We start from the raw sequence: 21,749 nt of genomic DNA, 5'->3' as shown, positions 1-21,749 counted from the left end.
CCCTAGCGGGACTCCCGGAGAATGACCAGGGTGTCGAGGCTGAGCTGAAGGCGGATGAAGGTATCCAGCCGCCGAATGGCTTCCGCTTCCAGGCGGGTCGTACCCTCCGAGAGGGCTACGAGGGGCAGGCGGTCGGCGTAGGCCGGGGAGCCGTCGGGCTCCTCCCGCTGTACACTCTGCGTGCGCCCGAGCCGGATACCCCTGAGTTCGGGATACAGCACCATTAGCTGGCGAGAGAAGCGGACGAAGTCGACGCTGTCGATGCGGTAGCCGCTCAGGTCGCTGAGGGCGCGTTCGCCGCGGACGTTGGATTCCTCCAGCGAACGGAGCCGCGTATCGATGTCGTTCAGGGACGCCAGGTCGCCCTTGATCGAGGCGATATCCGAGGGGCTGAAGCTGGTGTCCACCACGACACGCGCGCCCTCCACATTGTAGGGTGGGGCCTGGAGTATCTCGCTGTAGATGGAAAGGCTATCCAGCGGCACCTGCCGGTCGGTCACGGGAAAGATAAGCAAAGGCTTGCGGGGATTGCGACGATCGAAGACCGAGGAGCTCGCGCTGGCCGCGAAGTAGCGGTCGGTAAACTTTTCGACCGCGCGATCCGCCCGCTGCCGGTCGAGTACGTCGCGTAGGATGAAGTACCCGGGCAGGATCATCAGCACGCTGATGACCCCGATCACGATCTGGCTGCGGCGGCTGTCCTGCTTGTTCATGTACTTGCGCGAGGGAAACCGCAGCAGGCGGATGATCAGGTAGGCAGTAGCCGCAATGAAGAAGGAGTTGAGAAAGAACAGGTAGAACGCCCGCCAGAACACCGAGAAGGTGCCCCCCGGCTGCAGGCCGAGCGTGAGGCCATAGCCGGCCACGCACAACGGGGGCATGAGGGCGGTCGCGATCGCTACGCCCGGAATGGCATTGGTCTTTTCGGCGCGGGTCACGGAGATGATGCCTGCCAATCCTCCGAATACGGCGATGAGCCCGTCAAGTACGGTGGGCTCGGTGCGCGAACGCATCTCGGAGGTGAAAATGTCGAGTGGGGTGAACAGGAAGTAGACCGAGCTGGTCACGAGGGCGATGAGAATCGCGATGCCGAAGTTCTTCACCGCGATCCAGAGCAGGTGGCGGTCGTTGGTACCTACCCCCAGCCCAATTCCGAGAATGGGGTTCATGAGGGGCGAGATCAACATGGCACCGATGATCACCGCACCGGAATTGAGGTTGAGTCCGAGACTGGCGATCATGATCGAGCAGACCAGCATCCAGGCGTTGCTGCCGCGCATGAGTCGCCCGCTCTGAATGGATTCCACGGCCCCCTCGCGGTCGGAACCCTCACGCAGGTCCATGAAATCGCGGAACCAGCGGGCGATGCCGCCCTCGCCTGGTGTGGATTCTTCCTTGGAGGGGGATGTCTTGCCTTTTTCCATCCGGTTACATCAGGATGCCGTCACTCATCTCCAGGCGGCGGTCGCTCATCTGGGCGAGTTCCTCATTGTGGGTGACGATGATGAAGCTCTGATTGAAATCGTCGCGTAACCGGAAGAGCAGCTCGTGCAGGTCCCGTGAACTGACGGAATCGAGGTTCCCGCTGGGCTCGTCGGCGAAGACGATGGCCGGCTCGTTCATCAACGCGCGCGCCACGGCCACGCGTTGTTGCTCCCCGCCGCTCATCTGATTGGGTTTGTGGGTAAACCGGTCGGCTAAGCCAAGGTAATCCAGCAATTCCTTGCCCCTGCGCTCCGCCGCCTGGGGATCGCGGCGGCCGATGTAGGCGGGAATGCATACGTTCTCGAGGGCGGTGAACTCCGGGAGCAGGTGGTGGAACTGGAAGACGAAACCGATACGCTCGTTGCGGAAGGCTGCCAGGCGCTTGTCGCGCATGGCAAAAACATTCTCTCCCCCGATAAGCAGCTCACCGGTATCGGGCCGGTCGAGCGTGCCCAGGATATGCAATAGGGTGCTCTTGCCGGCGCCGCTTTTGCCCACGATACTGACGACCTCGGCGCTGCTGATGCTCAGGTCTACACCGCGCAAGACTTCCAGGTCGCCGTAGCTTTTTCGAATGTGGCTGGCCTCTAGCATATCAGTTAAAGATAATGGTACGGTTTCCGAAGGGGAGAATCAGGTGGCGGAGGTGAAGGTACACGGCCTGGCTGAGCACGCGCTTCTCCACGTCCTTGCCGATCCGCTTGAGGTCCTCGACCGTATGGTGGTGGGACACCGGTTCTACTGACTGGGCGATGATGGGCCCCTCGTCGAGGTCGGCGGTCACGTAGTGGCCGGTGGCGCCGATGAGCTTCACGCCCCGCTCGAACGCCCGTTGGTAGGGGCGGGCACCCTTAAAGGCCGGCAGAAAGCTGTGGTGGATGTTGATCACCCGATGAGACCAGGCGCGGCAAAAATCGTCGGACAGCACCTGCATATAGCGGGCGAGCACAATAAAGTCGGTCTCCAACCCGCGCAACAGTTCAGTGGTGCGGGCTTCCTGCTCCGCCTTGGTCTCGCGGGTGATGGGAATGTGGTGAAAGGGAATGGCAAAGCGTTCGGCGATGTACCCCAGCTGTTGGTGGTTGCTGACGATCGCCGTGATCTCGCAGTCGAACTCACCGGTACCGTGGCGCTGCAGGAGGTCGTACAGGCAGTGACTGGCCTTGCTCACGAAGATGGCCATCCGCGGTCGCTGGGCGGTGAAGTGCAACTGCCACTCCATGGCGTAAGCTTTGCCGATGAGGGTTTCGAAGTAGTCGTTGATCTTATCGGGCGGGATAAGAAACTCCGCCAGCTCCCACTCGATGCGCATGAAGAACTGTCCGGCATCACGATCAACGTGCTGATCGAGGTTGATGATGTTGCCCCGGTTGCGGTGTACGAATTCCGTAACCTGGGCCACCAGGCCGGGTTGGTCGGGACAGTGAATAAGTAAAATGGCGCTGTTCATCGGAGAGTCCGCTTCATTGGGGCCGCAAGATACAGCGTGGGCGGGGGCCTAAACTACAGAAGCCCCTTCACCGATCGGTGAGGGGGCTTCTGTAATCAGTAGCGTCTGGTGAGACTATACGTTCTTGTAGGTCATCTTGAGCTGCTTCAGTTCGGCGACGGTGCGCTCGAACGTTTCCAGCTGACGGGTGATCACCTGACGGGCATCGCTGGAGTAGCTGGTGTCCTTCAGTACGTCACGGTAAGTTTCGGCGGCGCTTTCGTCACCCCGGATGCACTCCTGGAGTACGGATGCTTCGTCCTGGGTGGCGAGGGCCGACTTGATGTCGATCCAGGCGCGGTGCAGGGCGGCACCGGTACTGCCTCCTTTGTCGACCTTACCACCGAGCTGGGTGATAAAGGGCTTGATCTCGTGGCCGAAGTTGTAGCGCTGCTGGCTCAACTCGCGAAACTTGGTAGCGAGCGATACGCTATCGACTTCTTCAGCGGCTTCCTTGTAGCCTTTTTCGCCGTCGTAAAGCGTGGTGATAAGTTTGTTGAGGCCTTTGGTCTGTTCGTTGCTGACGGTATCCATGGTGATAGTTTGTAAGGAGAATGCACTCCAGTTATATAGAAAATTAAAATATGTAAAACCCTGTATTCACAAGGTTTGTACTTCTATAACAGGGAATTACCGTCAGACGTTCGGTGAGAAGACAAAAAATTGCGGCGGCTATTTCACGCGGATGGTACTCTCGCCACGCTGGGTCATGTCTTTTTCGAGCATACGCTGCTCCACCCATTGCCGCTTATCGCTGATCTCGCCGTGGAGGTATTTCTCGATCATCAGGCTAGCGATGGGGGCGGCCACGGTACCGCCGAAGCCTCCGTTCTCGACGTAAACCATGATGGCGATCTTGGGATCGTCGGCCGGAGCAAAGGCTACGAAGCTGGAGTGGTCGCCGTGGGAATTCTGGATGGTACCGGTCTTGCCGCAGACCTCGATGCCGGGTACGTCGGCGATGCGTGCGGTGCCTTCGGTGACGGTTTTGCGCATGCCACGGACCACTGTTTCAAAGTGCTCCCTCGAAATATCGATGTCGTGCCGCTCCGGATCGAGGCGCCGCGCAAGGCCCTGATTGCCCTCCTGTACTTCCTTGACGAGGTGGGGGGTGTACCAGTGGCCGCGGTTGGCTATGGCGGCGGCCATGTTGGCGGTCTGGAGGGCGGTAAGTTCGTATTCTCCCTGGCCGATGGCGAGGGAGCGGATCCAGATTGCGCGCCAGAACTGGTCGCGGGCAAAGCGCTTGGTGTAGTATTCGGAGGTGGGCACGTTACCGGCGACCTCGCCGGGAAAATCGATGCCGAGCTTGTTGCCCAGTCCAAATTGGTACAGGTAGTCGTTGAACTCGTCGAGCCCGCGTTCGGGCGTCAGGCCGCCGTAGCGGTTGATGTTTTCCAGCCAGGCGGTCACGAAGTAGCCATTGCAGCTCTGGGCGATTGCGTCCTCCACGGTCCGGCACATCGGGTGGTTGTGACAGCCCAGCAGTACGCGCCCACCGCTGGTGAAGCCCCCATAGCAGGCGATCCCGCGGTCGGGAGTAAGGGTGCCCGTCTCCATGGCGATGAGCGCTACCAGCGTTTTGAAGGGAGAGCCCGGCGGGTATTTGCCGTTAATGGCCCGGTTGAGCAGGGGCTGAAGGGTATCGTGCTGAAGTTCCACGAAGGAACGCCCCCGGTCGCGACCGATGCGCAGGGAGCGCGGGTCGTAGGTAGGGGCCGAGATCATACTGAGTATCTCTCCCGTAGCGGGCTCGATGGCCACGATGCTTCCGATCTTGTTGACCATCAGCTTTTCGCCGTACTCCTGCAGGTCCAGGTCTATGGTGGTCACGAGATTGGTACCGACCGTGGCGTCCTCGTCCAGGGCACCGTCAAGCACTTCTCCCGCCTCCCGGCCTAGTCGGTCACGGTACACCAGGCGGCGGCCCTTGTCTCCGCGTAGTACGGATTCGTACTGGTATTCCAGTCCGGATATACCGTGGTAATCGCCGGATACGTACCGGCCGGCCCCCGCATCGATGGTGCGCTGGCTCACTTCGCCCATGTAGCCAAGGAGGTGGGCGGCCACGGAGTGGGGGTAGTTGCGGGAGGAGCGGAGGGTGGCCGAGAAACCAGGGAACTGAAAAAGGTTCTCCTGAAAGGTAGCATACACCGAGGGGGAAACGTTCGCCAGGAACGTGAAGGGTTTGGAGGGACTATACTTGCCGCCCCAGGTGTCGGGAATCGCCTCCTCGAAGTAGCGGCGGGTGATGCCCAGCAATTCACAGAAGCGGGTGGTATCGAAGGTCGCCGCACGCGGAGAGAACTGGTTGTAGGTCAACTCGATCTGGTAGATCGGTTCGTTGATGGTCAGCAACTTCCCGTTGCGGTCCAGCATCAGCCCGCGGGCGGGATACTGGTCGATCTGGCTGTTCCCCACGCTTTCGGCCCGGGTGCGCCAGGCGTCACTGACCACCTGCAGGTGGAAAGCCTTGCCTAGCAAGAGCAGCATCGCCGCAACCAGGATGGTTCGAATACTGACTGTGCGAACGTCTAGCGGGGAAGCAGGCATGAAGAAACGCTAAGCTTTAGGATTGAAGATGAGTACCAGTACCGCCATCACGACCAGGCTGGCCGGTAGGGAAAATACGGTTTTGAGCAGGATATCCGCGGCAAACACCAACGAGAACGCCTGCAACAGGAAAAAAGCTGAAAGGTGGGCCAGCAGCAGGAGACCAAGATAACGAAACATCCGGCCGGTTCCCAATCCCGCTACGCTCGGCGTGGTCTTTATATTGTAGCCGTCGCGGGGCTCCAGGATCCGCAGCACCAGCGGCCGGCAGTAAGCGGTGAAGGTGAGTGCCCCGGCGTGGAGGCCGAGCGTTTCGCTGAAGAAGTCGATCGACAGTCCCAGCAGAAAGCCCAGCAGGATAACGAGGGGGCGCGGCGTCCGCAGGGGCAGCATAGCCACGAAGAGGGGGTAAACGAAAACGAAAAGGTAGTCACGTCCGCCCCAGCCCCAGGCTACCTGGTTGAAAATGAATACCTGCAACAACAACAGTCCGACGAACCGCAGGGCGCTATTTACCAGGGCCGTAGAGGTCATTTTACCGTATTCAGCTGATCTAGTTCGTCCTTGAACAGGTCCCGCACGATGTATCCGTTACCGGCCATGAGGGGATCGTTGAGCAGCACGACGGTCAGGTCCTGACTCCCCGTTCCGGGCAGCGGCTCGCTCGACTCGACCGTACCGATGGGCAGTCCGGTGGGAAAGACGTTGGAGTAACCGGTGGTAAAAATGGTGTCGTTCGGGGCCACCGGTACGTAATCCGGTACGTCGGTGAGGGTGACCCGGCGGGGGTCGCGACCGTCCCAGCGGAGGGTGCCGAAAGCCTGGTTGTCGAGGCCGGCGCTGATGCGCGTATCGAGGTGGAGGATGCTGAGCACGCGGGCGTGGCGGGGGGTCACCTCGCTCACGATGCCGAGCAGTCCGCCGTCGGCCACCACCCCCTGCCCCCGTTCGACGCCCAGGTTGGCGCCGCGGTCGATGACCAGCGTGTTGTAGGGACCGTAGGGCGACTTGTTGACCACCCGGCTGGCCAGGTAGGTGAAGCGTTGCTGCAGCATCGAATCCTGGAAGGAGGCCGTATCGACCGAGGTATTGTAGCCGGAGCCGGGAATGCGGGCCAGCAGGGCCGCGTTCTCGCGGCGCAGGATCTCGTTCTCGCGGGCCACGTCGAGGAAGGCCAGCTTGTCTGCAATGAATTCGGAGGCGGAGGAGCCATAGACCGATTTCGTTTCGGCCCAGATGCGGCGCTGGGAATCGTTGTGATTAACGATCAGGTAAAGACAAAGGAGTTGTAGGACGGCGAAGGTGAATAAGCCGCTGCTGTTGATCAGTATTCTCAGCAGTCTCCCCATCTAGCTGACACTGCTGGCGGGTACGAGAATGGCCTTGTAGCGTACGGTGTCCTGCAGGGCCTTGCTGGTGCCCCGGACGACCGCCAGGAGGGGGTCCTCGGCGACGTGGACGGGCAGCTGGGTCTTTTTGCTGAGGCGCCGGTCGAGGCCGCGCAGCATGGCGCCGCCGCCGGTGAGGTAGAGACCGGTGCTGTAAATATCGCTGGCCAGCTCGGGCGGGATGGTTTCGAGGGCCCGGATGACCGCGTCCTCTATCTGTACGATGGCCTCGTCGAGGGCACCGGCGATCTCCTGGTAGGTGACGGTGATCTGCCGGGGAATGCCGTTGAGCAGGTCGCGGCCGTTGACGGAGAAGTCGGCCGGGGGGTCGTCGAGCTCGGGCAGGGCACTGCCGACGTGGATCTTGATCTGCTCGGCGGTGCGCTCGCCGATCAGGATGTTGTGCGTCTTGCGCATGTAGTTGACGATGTTCTCCGTCAGCTCGTCGCCGGCGATGCGGATCGACTGATCGCTCACGATGCCGGAAAGGGCGATGACCGCGATCTCGGTGGTACCGCCCCCGATGTCGATGATCATATTACCGACGGGCTCCTCCACGTCGAGGCCGATGCCGAGGGCGGCGGCCATGGGTTCGTAGATGAGGTAGGTCTCCTTGGCGTCCACCCGGGCGGCGCTCTCGAAGACGGCGCGTTTTTCCACCTCGGTGATACCGGAGGGGATGCAGATCACCATCTTGAGGTGGGAAAAGAAGGCGCGGCGGCGGCCGATCATGTCGATGAGGCCCTTGATCATCTGCTCGGCGGCCCGGAAGTCGGCAATGACGCCGTCCTTCAGCGGGCGGACCGTCTGGATGTTTTCGTGGGTCTTCTCGTGCATCTGCATGGCCCGACGGCCCACGGCGATGGTTTCTTCCGATTTCCGGTCGATGGCAACAATGGAGGGCTCGTCGATGACGACCTGCCCGTTCTGCATGATGAGTGTATTCGCTGTGCCGAGATCGACGGCCAGCTCCTGCTTGAAAAAGTTTAAGAATGCCATTCCCCTAAGTTGCAGACCCGTGAGGGTCAGAGTTTCAATCGCAAAGGTCGTAAAATAGTCCGGGAGATAGGTAGTGAACTAAGCCTAATTACCCAGGCTTATTTCTTTGGGTTTCCCACCGGCTTCGGTGGTTTCCGGTTTACAAACGGGGCCGGCCCCCGTTTAGTACGGCAAGCCCGCAGAGACTGACGCCCCCCCGTACGGCACGGGGCCATGAATCATCCGGACGGGCGACCAGGCTGCACCATCCCGGCCTACCACCATTCAGCCCGGCAACGATACCTTTGCGCCATGACCGCAACCGAGATCCGCAGCGCCTTTCTAGATTTCTTCCGGGAGAAAGCACACAAGATCGTGCCCTCCGCGCCCATCGTCAATAAGGACGACCCCAGCCTGATGTTTACCAACGCGGGCATGAACCAATTCAAGGACTACTTCCTTGGCGACCGGGTGCCCCAGCAGCGGCGGGTAGCCGATACCCAGAAGTGCATGCGGGTGAGCGGCAAGCACAACGACCTCGACGACGTGGGCCGCGACGGTACCCACCACACCATGTTCGAGATGCTGGGCAACTGGAGCTTCGGCGACTACTTCAAGGATGAGGCCATCGCCTGGAGCTGGGAGCTGCTCACCGACCGCTTCGGCATCGACCCCGAGCGCCTCTACGCTACCGTTTTCGAGGGGGCTCCCGAGGAGGGCATCCCGACCGACGACGAAGCGAAGAACTTCTGGCTCCGCTACCTACCCGAGGACCGCATCCTCTACGGCAATAAGAAGGACAACTTCTGGGAAATGGGCGAGACCGGCCCCTGCGGCCCCTGCACCGAGATCCACGTCGATACCCGCTCGGCGGAAGAACGCGCCCAATCCCCCGGCCGCGACGGCGTGAACGTCGACGGCAGCGGCGTGGTGGAGATATGGAACAACGTCTTCATCCAGTTCAACCGCAAGGCCGACGGCAGCCTGGTCAACCTGCCCGAGCGCCACGTCGATACCGGCATGGGCTTCGAGCGCCTCACCATGGTGCTGCAGGACAAGTCCGCCACCTACGATACCGACATCTTCACCCCCATTCTGGCCGAGATCGAGCGGCTCACCGGCAAGTCCTACGGTGGCAGCTACGCCCCCGCCGCCAAGTCCGACATGGCCATGCGGGTGGTGGCCGACCACCTGCGCGCGGTGGCCTTCACCATTGCCGACGGGCAGCTGCCCGGCAGCGGCGGGGCGGGCTACGTCGTGCGCCGCATCCTGCGGCGGGCGGTGCGCTACGGCTATTCCTTCCTCGACCAGCAGCAGCCCTTTATCCACAAGCTGATGCCCGTGCTCGTCCGGGAGATGGGGCAGGCCTTTCCGGAGCTCGCGCGGCAGGAAGAACAGATCACCCGTATCATTCAGAGCGAGGAGCGCTCGTTCCTGCAGACGCTCGAGAACGGACTGCAGCGCTTCGCCGCCCTCGATACCGACGGTAATACAATTGCCGGCCAGGATGCCTTCGAACTCTACGATACCTTCGGCTTCCCCATCGACCTCACGCGCCTGCTGGCCGAGGAGCGGGGCCTGACCGTGGACGAGGCCGGCTTCACCGCCGCCCTGCAGGAGCAAAAGGCCCGCAGCCGTAAGGACGCCGCCAAGGAAGTCGGCGACTGGCACGTGCTCACCGACGAGCCGTCCGTCTTCATCGGTTACGATGTACTCTCCGACTCCGGCGCCCGGATCACCAAGTACCGTACCGTAAAGGTGAAGGACAAGCCGCAATACCAACTGGTCCTCGACCGCACGCCCTTCTACGGGGAAAGCGGCGGTCAGGCCGGCGACCGTGGACTGATCCGGGTAGGGGAGGAGCGCCTGGAAGTCATCGACACCCAGAAGGAGAACGACCTCACGGTACATGTGGTAGACAAGCTGCCGGCCGACCCCCAGGCCGACGTCTACACCGCCGTCACCCCCGAGGAGCGGCAGGCCGTGAGCAACAACCATACTGCCGCCCACCTGCTGCACGCCGCCCTCCACGAGGTGCTCGGCGAGCACGCCGTCCAAAAGGGGCAGGACGTGCGGGCCGGCAAGCTGCGCTTCGACTTCAGTCATTTCGAGCGGCCCACCGACCAGGAACTCGAACGGATCGAGCTGCTGGTCAACGCCAAGATCCGCGAAAACATCCCCCTGCTGGAGCGCCGCGACGTGCCCATCGAGGAGGCACGCAAGTCCGGGGCCATGATGCTCTTCGGCGAGAAGTACGGCGATACGGTGCGCATCATCACCTTCGACGAGGACTTTAGTTCCGAACTCTGCGGGGGCACCCACGTCAAGCATACCGGCGAGGTAGGACTGTTCAAGATCACCAGCGAAAGCGCCCTGGCCGCCGGCGTGCGACGCCTGGAAGCCGTGACCGCCCTGAAAGCCGAATGGTACGTCCGTGGCCGGCTGGCTGCCCTCCGTGAGGTACAGGAACTGGTCAAGGGCGCCAACCCCTCCGAGGCCGTCCGCAGCCTGCAGGACGACAATCGCGCGCTCAAGAAGGAACTCGACAAGCTGCAGGCCGAGCGGGCCGGCGACCTGAAGAGTGACCTGCAGCAGTCCTTCGAGGACATCGGCGGCGTCAACTTCCTGGCCACCCAGGTCCCGCTGAACGATGCGGCCGCCATTAAGAACCTGGCCTTCCAGCTCACCGGCGAAATCGAGAATGCCTTCGTCCTGCTGGCCAGCGAGTCCGACGGCAAGGCCCTGCTGACCCTGGCGATCAGTAAGGGGCTGACGGACGGCGACGGGGCGCTGAACGCAGGTGCCATGATCCGGGGCCTGGCGAAGCACATCCGTGGCGGCGGCGGCGGGCAACCCTTCTTCGCTACCGCGGGGGGTAAGGAGCCGGGGGGCATCCCCGCGGTGCTGAGCCACGCCCGTGAACTGGTGGCTGGTAGGGAGTAGGGACTGAGGGACTGAGGGATTGGGGAATTGAGGGACTAGGGATTGAGGGATTGAGGGATTGAGGGATTGAGGGATTGAGGGATTGAGGGATTGAGGGATTGAGGGACTAGGGATAGCCCGTACTCTATTTCTCACCGTCCCTAGTCCCATCTCCCCGTGCCCCTAGTCCTCAAGTCCCCATGTCCCCTTTCCCAAGTCCCCACGTCCCACGTCCCGCACCCCACAACCCGCAACCCAAAAACAGCTACCTTGCCGCAAATTCACGATCATGACCTTCCAGGAACTCAATGACGGCGTAACCAAAGCCGCCCAGAACGCACCCAACCTCGGCAAGAGCCTGAAGCTTCAGCTGGACGAGGGCGTCATCTTCATCGATATGACTACGGACCAGGCTCAGGTGAGCAACGAGGACAAGGAGGCCGATACCGTGGTGACGACCAGCGTCGATACCCTGGACCAGCTGCGCAGTGGCAAGCTCAACCCGATGATGGCCATGATGAGCGGCAAAGTGAAGATCAAGGGCGACATGGGCCTCGCCATGAAACTTCAGTCTCTGCTGAGTTAGCGCAAGGGGGAGACAATTCGGCCCGCTGGTGGGTACCGGCGTCAAGCAATTTCCCGATTTATGCGTTACTTCCGGTAAGCGGCCTGAGGGGTCGTGCCCAGATCAACTGACCGCCCATGCGCCCGCGCCTGTTACTTGCTTTGCTTGCCTTTTTACCCGCCGTAGCCATGGCTACGCACAACCGCGCAGGCGAGATCATCGTCCGCGCCGCAGGAGACTGCGGCAATCCGGCGGACCAGTTGCGGGCCTGTGCCACCATCATAACCTATACCGAGACGGCGCAAACGCAGGTGGACCGCGACAGTCTGCTCCTGGATTGGGGCGACGGCACCGTGGAAATGATCGGGCGTACCGCCATCATTCCGACCACTACCCCCGGCATTCAGCGGAACGAGTACACTTTCTGTCACGTCTATCCGGCCTTCGGACGCTACGTGCTGAGTTTTCAGGACGTGAACCGCGTGCGGAACGTGCGGAATATCGGTGCGCAGTCCGTCAACATTCCCTTCAGCGTCTTTACCTCCTTCGCCCTGATCAACCCGATCCTCAACGGCTGCAACAGCAGTCCGGAACTGGCCCAGGAACCGATCGACAACGCCTGCATCGGATCGGTATGGACCCACAACCCCGGGGCCTTCGACGTGGACGGCGACAGCCTCGCCTTCGAGTTTACCACCCCCACCTTCGCCCTGCGCGCGCCCATCCCCAGTTACGTGCTGCCCAATATGGTGAGCGGCGGCGGCGGCAGCCTGGAGATCGACCCGCAAACCGGGCAGATTACCTGGGACTCTCCCGTCATACCGGGGGAATATAACCTGGCGCTGATGGTCAAGTCGTTCCGCAACGGCATCGCGCTGGATACCGTGATCCGCGACATGCAGATCTTCGTCGACGACTGTGCCAACCAGCCTCCGGTCATCGATATCGCCCGGGAACAGATCTGTGTAGTTGCCGGCGAACTGATCGAGCTCGACGTGGTGGCTACCGCTCCACTCGACGAGGATCAGCGCGTGACCCTCACGGCCAGCGGCCGCCCCTTTAACCTCACGGACAACCCGGCCACTTTCCTGCCGCAGACGAATACGCCGCAGGACGATCCCGTGCGGAAGACGTTCCGCTGGCAGACGAGTTGCGCCGACATCAGTAACCAGGAGTACTTCGTCGTGCTGCGGGCCGTGGATACCGGCGACCCCCGGCCGTCGGGCTTGGCCACGCTGCGCACCATTTCCATCAAAATCGTGGCCCCGCCGCCCACCGATCTCCAGGCCGGGGTAGGGGAGGATGAGATCACCATAAGCTGGGAGAACCCCTACGCCTGCCAGGACAGTAACGACCCGGATTTTCTCGGGTTTACCGTCTGGCGCCGCGAGGGAAGCAACGCATTCGTACCCGACACCTGTGAAACGGGGCTGGCGGGCCGGGGCTACACCGAACTGACTACCACCGAGATCTCCGACGTGGACGCCGACGGCCGCTATACCTTCACCGACCCCGACGTAATGCGCGGACGGACCTATTGCTACCGCGTACTCGCCGTGATGGCCCGACGGGTGCAGACCACCGGCCTGATCTTCGAGGAAATCGAGTCCATCCCCTCCGAGGAGATCTGCGTGCAGCTCGCCCGGGACATTCCCCTCCTGACGCGGGTCGATGTCCTGAGTACCGACGCGACCAACGGACAAATCGACGTCTGCTGGATCCTGCCGGACGCCACCAGCCTAGATACCTTGCAAAATCCCGGACCCTACCGCTACGTACTGAGCCGCGCGACGGGACAGACCACCGACCCCGCCGCCTTCGAGCCGATCGAGACCTTTACCGGCACCAACTTTGCCGACCCCGTCGATACCTGCTACACCGATGCCAACCTGAATACGACCGGACAAGCCTACAGCTACCGCATAGAGCTGTTCGTAGCCGGAGAGAACGAACCCATCGGGGAGGCACAACCCGCCAGCAGCGTCCGCCTCGGAGCGGCACCCACCGACCGCGCGGTCGACCTGGACTGGACCGAGCTCGTACCCTGGACCAACCAGGCGTACGATATATTCCGCAGGCTGCCCGGCGCGACCACCTACGACAGCCTTACCACCGTCACGGACATGAGCTACCGCGATGAGGGGCTGGAGAACGGGCTGGAATACTGCTACTACATTCGGTCCGTCGGAAGCTATAACCTGGACGATATCCCGTCGCCCCTGCTCAACCGCAGCCAGGAGGTCTGCGTAGTAGCCGTCGACAACGTGGCCCCCTGCCCGCCCATCGTGGACGTGGAGTCGGTCTGTGACCGGGGCGTCGACTGCACCAACGACGACAACCTGTACAATACCGTGCGGTGGACGAGTTCGCTGGACGTCTGCGGGGACGAGGACGTCGTGACCTACCGGATTTTCTTCAGCTCCGACAGCAGCACCGCACCTGCGCTCGTCGCCCAGATCGAGAGCACTGATGTGCTCTCCTTCGACCATTACCCACCCACCGGCATCGTGGGGTGCTACACCATGACGGCCGTGGACGCGAACGGCAACGAGAGCGAACTCAGCAACCAGGTGTGCGTGACTAACTGTCCGATCTACGACCTGCCCAACGCATTCACTCCGAACGGCGATAATCAGAACGACCTATTCGTGCCACGCGGCCTGTGCTTCGTGGAGCAGGTAGAGTTCAAGATATTCAACCGCTGGGGCCAGTTGGTCTTCGAAACCGAGAACCCGGCGATCGAGTGGGACGGCACCAACCTGAACGGAGATGCCCTGCCGTCGGGCACCTACTACTACGTAGGTAAGGTATTCGAGCGGCAGCTGGATGGGATCGTGCCCAGTGATACTCCCGTAAGCGGCTACATCGAGCTCATCACCAATCAGTAAACTCCCGTCGCAGGTGCGACCAGCCCTCCGGTTTGACGAGGAGACCGTACAGCAGCGCCGTCCAAAACGTAAACATGGCGTAAACCAGCGCCGGTTTCAGGGCCTGCTCGTTGTCGAGGAAAACGCCGGCGATCAGGAAGGCCAGGGAGGTGTTCTGGATGCCTATCTCCACCCCGAGGGTGAGCTGGTTGTCGCGGCTTACGCCGAAGAGCCCGCCGACGATCCGGCCCAGGGAAAGCGCCAGTACGTTGATGAGGAGGGCGGCGGGCAGTAACCCCACTACTTCCTGGAGGGTGATAGCACTGCCGCCGTGCTCGGTGGGTGCCCCGACCTTTAATACGAATACGACACCCAGCAGGACCAGCGCTCCGCGGCGGAAGTACGGCTGCAGTCGCGCCGCGTACCTGGGAAGCCAGCCCCGGAATAGCATGCCCGCTACCACCGGCAGCAACACGATGAGAAAAATTCGGAAGGCCGTGGGAACCAGGGGAAGATGAGCCGCCGCGCTTCCGGGGAAAAAGCGATCGAGGGCGAGATTGACAATGAAGGGGACGGTAAACAGCGCCAGGGTGGAATTGCAGATGGTCAGACTGATTGCCAAGGCGGTATTTGCCCGAAGCAGGTACGAGATGAAATTGCTGGATAATCCGCCCGGACAGGCCGCCAGAATCATAAAGCCAAGGGCAAAGGAAGGGGGGAGGGGAAGGACGGTCGTTACGGCCAGTACGAGGGTAGGAAGCGCCACTAACTGGAGACAAAGGCCCAGGCTCAGAACGCGGGAAGTCCGAAACAGCCGGCGGAAATCGGCGGACCGCAGGCTCAGCCCGATCGAAAACATGATCAGGGCCAATACCGCGGTAATTAATGTATCGACCATTTTTTTTCCAGGGATTTTTCGGATTCAAAATTTCCAACTAACTTTGTTCCAACTTCGATGAGTAAGTTGTGTCGGCCAGCCAACATGACTTGCTTGCGGAGGGCACCCGAATCCGGGTGCCCAAATTAGAATAATAGGGTTTTAGGTGTTTATTTCCGGACCGGCTGCGCTTGCGCGACCGGTCTTTTTTTGCCCGAAAGACTAATCCGCGACGGGGCGGCGTTACATTGCGAAAGCGGGGTCGGGCCCGGAATTCTTTCGTTTTTTGTGTTGCCCTTCGGCCCCTGTCTTTCAAAAAAGCTCAATCCGCCTGCCAATATGAAGTTAATCCGTACGCTGCTGCTGCTTTTCTGCTGCGCGACCGCGCTCCAGGCGCAGGATATACATTTTTCTCAGTTCTATATGTCACCCCTCAACCTGAACCCGGCGATGACGGGCGTGATGAACTGTAACAGCCGGATCGCGGTCAACTACCGCAGCCAGTGGGCTTCGGTACTTGGCAATAATGCCTTCCAGACCTACAGCGTGAGCTACGATCAGCGGATCGCCGTGGGGCGCAACGATTTCTTCGGTATCGGGGGCACCTTCTGGGGCGACCGGGCCGGGGAGGCCAACTTCGCTACCACCACGGGTAAGGTGAGCGCCAGCTACTCCAAGAAGATGGGCGGCAGCCGCAAGTTCGGCAACTACCTCGTGGCCGGTGCCGAAGTGGGTGCCGCGCAGCGCAGCCTCGACTTCCTGGCCCTGCGCTGGGGATCACAGCACGACGGTGACGGTGGCTTCGACCCCACCGCGCCGAGCGGGGAGAACGGTCTGGACCGCGATCAGTTTCTCTTTGCCGACATGGCCGTAGGACTGCTCTGGTTCATGGTCTTCGACGAAAACAACAGCCTCTACGCCGGGGGATCCTTCCACCACCTCAACCGGGCCAACCAAAGCTTCGACAACGAGGGGGAAGATCTCCTCTACAGCCGCTTTACTACTCACGCCGGCGGTGAGTTCATGCTCAACCGGCGCTTCGGCCTCGTACCCGGCGTCATTATCATGAACCAGGGGCCGAGCTTCACCGTCAACGCCGGTACCAACCTAAAGTTCCTCCTCGACGGGGGCCGCGGCGATGCCGACCAGTCGTTCCAGGTAGGTCTGTGGACCCGCGTCAGCAACCGGCTCGACAGCAGCGTCCTCACGGATGCTCTTATTCTCAGCACTCGGTTTGACTACGAGAATTTCGCGTTGGGCTTCAGCTACGATATCAATACCAGCGACCTGAAAGTAGCCACGGATGGTAACGGCGGGTTCGAGCTTTCGCTCCAGTACAAGATCTGCGGATCACAGCGCCGCGGTGTCTACTGTCCCACTTTTTAGCCTTTCACCCTACGACTATCTCTCATGTTTGGAAACGGAAAAGAACATAGTAAGCCTGCCAATCGCTCCACCGGTGCCGCCCCCGCGTCCGGCGGCGTGAATACCATCGATGCCCACACGACCATCAAGGGCGACGTCGAGGCCGGCGGGGATATCCGCATCGACGGCAAACTGATCGGTAACCTGAGTTGCCGCGCCAAGGTGATCATCGGCGAAACCGGCCACGTAGACGGCGACATTGACTGCGATCAGGCCCTCGTGGAAGGCACCTATACCGGCAATATCGTAGTGCGTGAATTGCTCACCATCAAGGATACCGCCCGCCTGAGCGGCAGTATCCGCGCCAGCAAGATGGCCGTGGGCTCCGGTTCCCTGATCGACGGCCGCTGCACCATCACCGGCAGCGCCGAAATCACTTCTGCCCCTCCCAAACCGCTACCGAAGCCGGAAAAGGAGACTAAATCCACCAACGGTGTCTCCGTCGGGGCCTAAGGGCAACGACGCCCGCGCCTGGACCAAGTACATGGGCATCGGCGCGCAACTGATCGGTACGATCGGGGTGTGCGTATTTATCGGCCTCTGGCTCGATGGCCAACTCGGCACCAACCCCTGGATAACCATCGTCCTCAGCCTGGTCGGCGTCGTCGGCGGGCTGTGGATCAGCGTCAGGGATTTACTGTAAGCCCCGCGAAGTGCACCCTGCCCCCCGGCAGCAGCTGAAACACCCCGTCGGGTAGCGGCGCGGCCAGCAACAGACGGGGGTACCCCCCTACCGTTTGCGCGTCCGGCCCGAGGAGGACCGGCCCCGTCGGTGTCCACTGTACCGTACCCGGCAGCACCGGCGAGCTGATCAGCTCGGGCAAATTCAGTTCCGGTAGGTGGTTACATTCCAGCCGGACGCCCTGCCGGTCCGAAGCCGTACCGACCCGGTATTCACTTTCCAATACCTGTTCACCTTGCCTGGCGGTTAGTAGGCGCCACTCCGGACCCGGTACTACCGGAATGGCTACCCGTTGCGGAAATTCCCCGGCCTCCGTCCAGAAAAGCCGGTAGGGCGATTCCGATTCCGACCGGACCGTGAAGCGGGTCCCGCGGGCCGGCTCCACCGCGCCGGGCAGCCCGGGCGCTACGCTTCCCAGGACCCGGGGCAGGTCCCACATTCCCCGGATCGCTACGTAGGCGCGGCAACCGCCGCGGGTCGTACCGCCGCGCAATTCGTGCTGCCCGTCGAGGAAGATGGTTTGGTAGCGCGCTACGGGCCGGCCGTCCAGCTGCCAGTTCACGTCGGCACCCGTGAGCGCAAGCTGGCCGCGACCGCTCAGGAGCCAGTGCCCGCCGGTAAGCGTCCCTTCGATACAGCAGGTGAATGCTTCCTGCCCCAGGATGCGGTTTGCCGCGGCCGCGCTCCCGCGGTCGGCCGCCTCGCCGCCCCCGATCCCTAGGTGACGGTAACCGGGCCGACCCCCGTCGACGAAGCGGATACCCCGCCCGTGGCCGGCGCACTCTACCGTCAGCGTGCGGGCCACGGCGCGGAAGTTTGGTGGTGGTGGAAAGCCTCCTCCTCGATGGGGAAGAAGCGTACCCGGTCGCCCGCCCGGAAGCGGGGTTGCCCCTGCGGGTCCAGCAGGGGCCACGGGCAACGACCGATCAGTTGCCATCCGCCGGCGCAGCCGGCGGGGTACACGCCCGTCTGCCGTCCCGCCATTCCCACCGATCCGGGTGGTACCCTGACCCGCGGGGTCGTACGGCGGGGGACCTCGAGCCGTGGCGGCGTAGGGCCGAGGAAGGCAAAGCCGGGCCGGTAACCGAGCAGGTATACGAGATAGTCCGTCGCTCCGTGGTGGCGAACGACCTCCTCCGGTGAGCAGCCGGTAACCTCCGCCACCGTGTCCAGGTCCGGCCCCGCCCCGCCCCCGTACACTACCGGTACCCGGTGCAGGTACCCATCGGCGGTGGGAGCGGCCGACGGGCGGAGCGCGTACACGTATTCCCGCAGGGAAGCGGCGGTGGTGCGGCCGGTATCGAAGGTGAGCAGCAGGGAGGCATAGCCGGGAACGCACTCCCGGACGCCCGCCTGCTGCCGCAGGGCTGCCGCGAAGGCGTGTACGCCGCGACTGATGGCCGGGTCGATCCGGGCCTCCCATTCCAGCAGGAGCCCGTCGGGACCAAAGGGGCGGATATGACGGGGGAGGCGCACCCCGGCAAGGTACGGATTACCCAAAAGGTCGTACTTTTCGCCCTGACCAGCCCGCCGACCGCCATGCCCAACGATCCCGATGAAGACGACCTGAAACGCTATTACTCGATCGGTGAGGTGGCCAAGAAACTGGGCGTGAACACCTCCCTCATCCGCTTCTGGGAGAACGAGTTCAGCCATATCAAACCGAACAAGAACAGCCGCGGCGATCGCCGTTTTACAAAAGAGAATATTCAGCAGCTCCGCGAGGTGTACCACCTGGTCCGCGAGCGCGGCTTCACCCTTGACGGTGCCCGGCGCGAGATCGCCTCCGCCGGCAAGCCGCAGGCCGGCAAACAGGAAGTGATCGACCGGCTGCTGGCCGTGCGGGGACGGCTGAAGGCCCTGCGGGATGCGTGATGGGGTACCTGCTGTACTACCTGGTCCTACTGCCCCTGAGTTACCTGCCCCTGCGTGCCCTCTACGGACTCGGCTCGGCCCTTCGTCTGCTTAACCGCCACGTCATAAAGTACCGCCTCGGGGTCGTCCGTGAGAACCTGCGTGGGGCCTTCCCCGATTGGAGCGAGGCGGAAGTAGAACGGCAGTCGCGGCGGTATTTCTCCTACTTCTTCGACAGCATTGCCGAATCCATCAAGCAGTTCAGTATGACCGAGGCGACGGCGGTGCGCAGGTGCCGGGTCGTCAATCCGGAAGCCGTGGCCCACTTGCGCGCGCAGGGAAAGAGCTACATCGCCTACGGGGGCCACTACGCCAACTGGGAAATGGCCGGCCTGTCCTTCCCCTCCCAACTGGCGGGCTTCGGACTCATGGCCATTTACGCCCCGCTCAAGGACGCCGTCATGGACCGCCTGATCACCGCCAACCGCGGCCGCTTCGGGGTGCACCTGCTGCCTCGCCGCAAAGTGGACGATTACTATGCCGCACCCCCGGAACAACCCATGGTGGAGTTCTTCGTCGCCGACCAGTCGCCCAGCAACGCCGTCTGGCAAAAACTGCACCATACCACCTTTCTGGGCCGTCCGACCGCCTTTCTCGCCGGCCCGGAACGCTACGCCGTACGCTACGACCGGCCGGTGTACTATATGACCCTGCGCCGGCAGGCCCGGGGCTACTACACGGCCAAGCTGGTTCGTATCACGGACGATCCCCGCTCCACGCCACCCGGTTTCATTACCGAGGCCTTCGCCCGCCGGCTAGAGCACGAGATCCGCCGGGACCCGGCCCCCTGGCTGTGGAGTCACCGGCGGTGGAAGCGGCCGGTACCCGAGGAGGTAGAACACCGTCTCCGGGGAGCGGGCTTCGTACCCCCGGTATACGACCGGGATTTGCGCAACGACGACTCCGACGAATAAAGGGCACCGTAACTAGCTGGGTGACACCTCTAAACAGCGGAGCGGCCGGGCCACAGGCCCGACCGCTCCGATAAATCGTACGTCAACTTTTACTGTACCTGCGGTGAGGCTAGACCTCCTGGGGTCCGGCCTCGACGATGGCCTCGTCGGCTTCGCTGGCGTACTTGGCGAAGTTCTTGTGGAACAGTTCCGCGAGGCGGGTGGCGGCCACGTCGTACTGGTCCTCGTTGCGCCAGGTATCGCGCGGGTTGAGGATAGCGTTCGGTACGTCCGGGCAGTGGGTGGGCCGGCTGAGTCCGAAGACGGGATCGGTCACGTAGGTCGCATCGTCCAGGGCCCCGGTGAGGGCGGCCTTGATCATGGACCGGGTGAACGCCAGCTCGATCCGGGAACCGTCCCCGTAGGCACCCCCGGTCCAGCCGGTATTGATGAGCCAGACGTTGATGGGCTCGCCGTCCTGCTCCGATTGCTTGAGCTTGTTGCCCAGCATACCCGCGTAGTGGGTAGGGTGCAGGGGGATGAAGGGGGCGCCGAAACAGGCGGAAAAGGTAGCTTGCGGTTCGGTAATGCCCGCCTCCGTACCGGCGATCTTGGCGGTGTACCCGCTGATGAAGTGGTACATGGCCTGCTCGGGCGTGAGCTTGCTGAGGGGCGGCAGGACACCGAAGGCGTCGCAGGTGAGGAAGAAGATATTCCGGGGCAGATCCCCCCGGCTGTTGTACATGATGTTGTCGATGTGGTAGATCGGGTAGCTCACGCGGGTGTTCTGGGTGATACTATCGTCTTCGTAGTCGGGGGTGTGCCCGTCCTCCTTCAATCCGATATTCTCCAGCAGGGCGCCGAACTTGATGGCGCGGTAGATCTGCGGCTCCTTGGTTTCGCTGAGGTCGATGACCTTGGCGTAGCAGCCACCCTCGAGGTTGAACACGTTGGCCTGGCTCCAGCCGTGCTCGTCGTCGCCGATCAGGCGCCGGTCGGGGTCGTTGCTCAGGGTCGTCTTACCGGTACCGGAAAGCCCGAAGAAGAGGGCGGTGTCGCCCTTGGTACCCACGTTCGCGGAGCAGTGCATGCTGAGCACCTCCCGGCGGGTGGGGAGTACGTAGTTGAGGACCGAGAAGATGCCCTTTTTGATCTCACCGGTGTAGGCCGTGCCGCCGATGAGGATGGTCTTCTCGGTGAAGTTGATGATGCTGTAGTTCTCCTGCCGGGTGCCGTGAACGGCCGGGTCGGCGGTCACGCCGGGAAAGGCGTAGATCGTCCACTCGTCGGTCAGCAGGTTGGTGATCCGCTCGCCGTCGGGGCGGAGAAACATGTTGTAGGCAAACATATTCTGCCAGGGGTACTCGGTGAATACCCGGATGTTGATCCGGTACTTGCGGCTGGCGCAGGCGTAGGCATCACGTACGTACACCTCGTCCAGCGACTTGGCGTACTCCAGGGTCTTGGCCTGGAGCTTTTCGAAGGTGTCGGAGGTGATCGGAATGTTGATATTCCCCCAGTCGACGGTGTCGCGGGTGATGTCGTCCTCGACGATGTAGCGGTCCTTGGGCGAGCGGCCCGTGAAGGATCCGGTATTGATGATAAGTGCTCCGGTGTCGCTCAGGTGGCCCTGTCCCTTGGTGATGGTATCTTCCACCAGGGCGGCTACCTTGAGGTTCTCGCGCAGATTATGGTGTTGCATGAACGCAAT

General features: G+C 62.2%; 20 protein-coding genes. 8 read left to right on the top strand and 12 right to left on the bottom strand.

What is annotated here, in order from left to right:
- Positions 1-2: 2 nt before the first annotated feature.
- The 8 genes from DQG19_RS04375 to DQG19_RS04340 form a co-directional block, all read right to left on the bottom strand.
- Complete coding sequence (locus tag DQG19_RS04375; RefSeq protein WP_116124968.1) at positions 3-1,424, bottom strand: DUF389 domain-containing protein; 1,422 nt, start codon at positions 1,422-1,424, stop codon at positions 3-5.
- 4 nt (positions 1,425-1,428) lie between these two features.
- Positions 1,429-2,079, bottom strand: a complete 651-nt coding sequence (locus DQG19_RS04370) for an ABC transporter ATP-binding protein (protein ID WP_116124967.1) — start codon at positions 2,077-2,079, stop codon at positions 1,429-1,431.
- A 1-nt stretch (position 2,080) separates the two neighbouring features.
- Entirely contained in the window at positions 2,081-2,935 is an 855-nt protein-coding gene (gene purU / locus DQG19_RS04365) for a formyltetrahydrofolate deformylase (protein WP_116124966.1), read from the bottom strand.
- A gap of 114 nt (positions 2,936-3,049) precedes the next feature.
- On the bottom strand, positions 3,050-3,508 hold the full coding sequence (locus DQG19_RS04360; RefSeq protein WP_116124965.1) for a ferritin-like domain-containing protein: 459 nt from the start codon (positions 3,506-3,508) through the stop codon (positions 3,050-3,052).
- 138 nt (positions 3,509-3,646) lie between these two features.
- Positions 3,647-5,527: a penicillin-binding protein 2 gene (gene mrdA / locus DQG19_RS04355; protein ID WP_116124964.1), complete on the bottom strand. Its 1,881-nt coding sequence runs from the start codon at positions 5,525-5,527 to the stop codon at positions 3,647-3,649.
- A gap of 9 nt (positions 5,528-5,536) precedes the next feature.
- Complete coding sequence (locus tag DQG19_RS04350) at positions 5,537-6,061, bottom strand: hypothetical protein (protein ID WP_116124963.1); 525 nt, start codon at positions 6,059-6,061, stop codon at positions 5,537-5,539.
- Positions 6,058-6,876, bottom strand: a complete 819-nt coding sequence (gene mreC, locus DQG19_RS04345) for a rod shape-determining protein MreC (protein WP_116124962.1) — start codon at positions 6,874-6,876, stop codon at positions 6,058-6,060. The genes DQG19_RS04350 and mreC overlap by 4 nt, the downstream gene beginning before the upstream one ends.
- The gene (locus DQG19_RS04340; protein WP_116124961.1) at positions 6,877-7,914 is read right to left on the bottom strand and encodes a rod shape-determining protein; all 1,038 of its coding nucleotides are present in this window, start codon (positions 7,912-7,914) and stop codon (positions 6,877-6,879) included.
- 291 nt (positions 7,915-8,205) lie between these two features.
- Here DQG19_RS04340 and alaS point away from each other — a divergent pair, with 291 nt between their 5' ends.
- The 3 genes from alaS to DQG19_RS04325 all read left to right on the top strand — a co-directional run bounded on the left by alaS (position 8,206) and on the right by DQG19_RS04325 (position 14,268).
- A complete protein-coding gene (alaS, locus tag DQG19_RS04335; RefSeq protein ID WP_116124960.1) occupies positions 8,206-10,836 on the top strand; it encodes an alanine--tRNA ligase in 2,631 nt (876 codons plus the stop codon).
- Positions 10,837-11,104: 268 nt separating this feature from the next.
- Positions 11,105-11,401, top strand: a complete 297-nt coding sequence (locus DQG19_RS04330; RefSeq protein ID WP_116124959.1) for an SCP2 sterol-binding domain-containing protein — start codon at positions 11,105-11,107, stop codon at positions 11,399-11,401.
- Between the two features lie 167 nt (positions 11,402-11,568).
- Positions 11,569-14,268 (top strand): gliding motility-associated C-terminal domain-containing protein, encoded by a 2,700-nt coding sequence (locus tag DQG19_RS04325; protein ID WP_232826438.1) that lies wholly within the window; start codon positions 11,569-11,571, stop codon positions 14,266-14,268.
- Here DQG19_RS04325 and DQG19_RS04320 read toward each other — a convergent pair.
- Complete coding sequence (locus DQG19_RS04320) at positions 14,255-15,145, bottom strand: bile acid:sodium symporter family protein (protein ID WP_116124957.1); 891 nt, start codon at positions 15,143-15,145, stop codon at positions 14,255-14,257. The two genes, DQG19_RS04325 and DQG19_RS04320, sit on opposite strands and share 14 nt — an antisense overlap.
- Positions 15,146-15,463: 318 nt before the next feature.
- On the opposite strand from DQG19_RS04320, the gene DQG19_RS04315 reads away from it, so the two are divergent.
- Genes DQG19_RS04315 through DQG19_RS04305 form a run of 3 tightly spaced genes read left to right on the top strand, consistent with a single transcriptional unit; the run spans position 15,464 to position 17,192 of the window.
- Positions 15,464-16,510 carry a PorP/SprF family type IX secretion system membrane protein gene (locus DQG19_RS04315; RefSeq protein WP_116124956.1) on the top strand — a complete coding sequence of 349 codons (1,047 nt, stop codon included), beginning with the start codon at positions 15,464-15,466 and terminating at the stop codon, positions 16,508-16,510.
- A gap of 24 nt (positions 16,511-16,534) precedes the next feature.
- Complete coding sequence (locus DQG19_RS04310; RefSeq protein WP_116124955.1) at positions 16,535-17,002, top strand: polymer-forming cytoskeletal protein; 468 nt, start codon at positions 16,535-16,537, stop codon at positions 17,000-17,002.
- The gene (locus DQG19_RS04305) at positions 16,983-17,192 is read left to right on the top strand and encodes an AtpZ/AtpI family protein (RefSeq protein WP_116124954.1); all 210 of its coding nucleotides are present in this window, start codon (positions 16,983-16,985) and stop codon (positions 17,190-17,192) included. Before DQG19_RS04310 ends, DQG19_RS04305 begins: the two co-directional genes overlap by 20 nt.
- Here the strand turns inward: DQG19_RS04305 and DQG19_RS04300 are convergent.
- Positions 17,176-18,036 (bottom strand): biotin-dependent carboxyltransferase family protein, encoded by an 861-nt coding sequence (locus DQG19_RS04300; protein WP_157974304.1) that lies wholly within the window; start codon positions 18,034-18,036, stop codon positions 17,176-17,178. The genes DQG19_RS04305 and DQG19_RS04300 overlap by 17 nt on opposite strands.
- On the bottom strand, positions 18,021-18,707 hold the full coding sequence (gene pxpB, locus DQG19_RS04295; RefSeq protein WP_157974303.1) for a 5-oxoprolinase subunit PxpB: 687 nt from the start codon (positions 18,705-18,707) through the stop codon (positions 18,021-18,023). Before pxpB ends, DQG19_RS04300 begins: the two co-directional genes overlap by 16 nt.
- On the opposite strand from pxpB, the gene DQG19_RS04290 reads away from it, so the two are divergent.
- Complete coding sequence (locus DQG19_RS04290) at positions 18,690-19,106, top strand: MerR family transcriptional regulator (RefSeq protein WP_232826437.1); 417 nt, start codon at positions 18,690-18,692, stop codon at positions 19,104-19,106. The two genes, pxpB and DQG19_RS04290, sit on opposite strands and share 18 nt — an antisense overlap.
- Positions 19,106-20,059: a lysophospholipid acyltransferase family protein gene (locus DQG19_RS04285; protein WP_116124952.1), complete on the top strand. Its 954-nt coding sequence runs from the start codon at positions 19,106-19,108 to the stop codon at positions 20,057-20,059. Before DQG19_RS04290 ends, DQG19_RS04285 begins: the two co-directional genes overlap by 1 nt.
- 109 nt (positions 20,060-20,168) lie before the next feature.
- Here the strand turns inward: DQG19_RS04285 and pckA are convergent, their stop codons facing one another.
- The gene (pckA, locus tag DQG19_RS04280) at positions 20,169-21,740 is read right to left on the bottom strand and encodes a phosphoenolpyruvate carboxykinase (ATP) (RefSeq protein WP_116124951.1); all 1,572 of its coding nucleotides are present in this window, start codon (positions 21,738-21,740) and stop codon (positions 20,169-20,171) included.
- Between the last annotated feature and the right edge of the window lie 9 nt (positions 21,741-21,749).

The organism is Lewinella sp. IMCC34183, from assembly GCF_003390915.1.
Classification (GTDB): domain Bacteria; phylum Bacteroidota; class Bacteroidia; order Chitinophagales; family Saprospiraceae; genus Neolewinella.
This window is presented reverse-complemented; position numbering and strand designations above follow the sequence as displayed.

Coding starts and splice junctions, on each gene's coding strand:
- DQG19_RS04375 (WP_116124968.1), bottom strand. CDS start 1,424: ATGGAAAAAGGCAAGACATCCCCCTCCAAGGAAGAATCCACACCAGGC.
- DQG19_RS04370 (WP_116124967.1), bottom strand. CDS start 2,079: ATGCTAGAGGCCAGCCACATTCGAAAAAGCTACGGCGACCTGGAAGTC.
- purU (WP_116124966.1), bottom strand. CDS start 2,935: ATGAACAGCGCCATTTTACTTATTCACTGTCCCGACCAACCCGGCCTG.
- DQG19_RS04360 (WP_116124965.1), bottom strand. CDS start 3,508: ATGGATACCGTCAGCAACGAACAGACCAAAGGCCTCAACAAACTTATC.
- mrdA (WP_116124964.1), bottom strand. CDS start 5,527: ATGCCTGCTTCCCCGCTAGACGTTCGCACAGTCAGTATTCGAACCATC.
- DQG19_RS04350 (WP_116124963.1), bottom strand. CDS start 6,061: ATGACCTCTACGGCCCTGGTAAATAGCGCCCTGCGGTTCGTCGGACTG.
- mreC (WP_116124962.1), bottom strand. CDS start 6,876: ATGGGGAGACTGCTGAGAATACTGATCAACAGCAGCGGCTTATTCACC.
- DQG19_RS04340 (WP_116124961.1), bottom strand. CDS start 7,914: ATGGCATTCTTAAACTTTTTCAAGCAGGAGCTGGCCGTCGATCTCGGC.
- alaS (WP_116124960.1), top strand. CDS start 8,206: ATGACCGCAACCGAGATCCGCAGCGCCTTTCTAGATTTCTTCCGGGAG.
- DQG19_RS04330 (WP_116124959.1), top strand. CDS start 11,105: ATGACCTTCCAGGAACTCAATGACGGCGTAACCAAAGCCGCCCAGAAC.
- DQG19_RS04325 (WP_232826438.1), top strand. CDS start 11,569: ATGGCTACGCACAACCGCGCAGGCGAGATCATCGTCCGCGCCGCAGGA.
- DQG19_RS04320 (WP_116124957.1), bottom strand. CDS start 15,145: ATGGTCGATACATTAATTACCGCGGTATTGGCCCTGATCATGTTTTCG.
- DQG19_RS04315 (WP_116124956.1), top strand. CDS start 15,464: ATGAAGTTAATCCGTACGCTGCTGCTGCTTTTCTGCTGCGCGACCGCG.
- DQG19_RS04310 (WP_116124955.1), top strand. CDS start 16,535: ATGTTTGGAAACGGAAAAGAACATAGTAAGCCTGCCAATCGCTCCACC.
- DQG19_RS04290 (WP_232826437.1), top strand. CDS start 18,690: ATGACGGGGGAGGCGCACCCCGGCAAGGTACGGATTACCCAAAAGGTC.
- DQG19_RS04285 (WP_116124952.1), top strand. CDS start 19,106: ATGGGGTACCTGCTGTACTACCTGGTCCTACTGCCCCTGAGTTACCTG.
- pckA (WP_116124951.1), bottom strand. CDS start 21,740: ATGCAACACCATAATCTGCGCGAGAACCTCAAGGTAGCCGCCCTGGTG.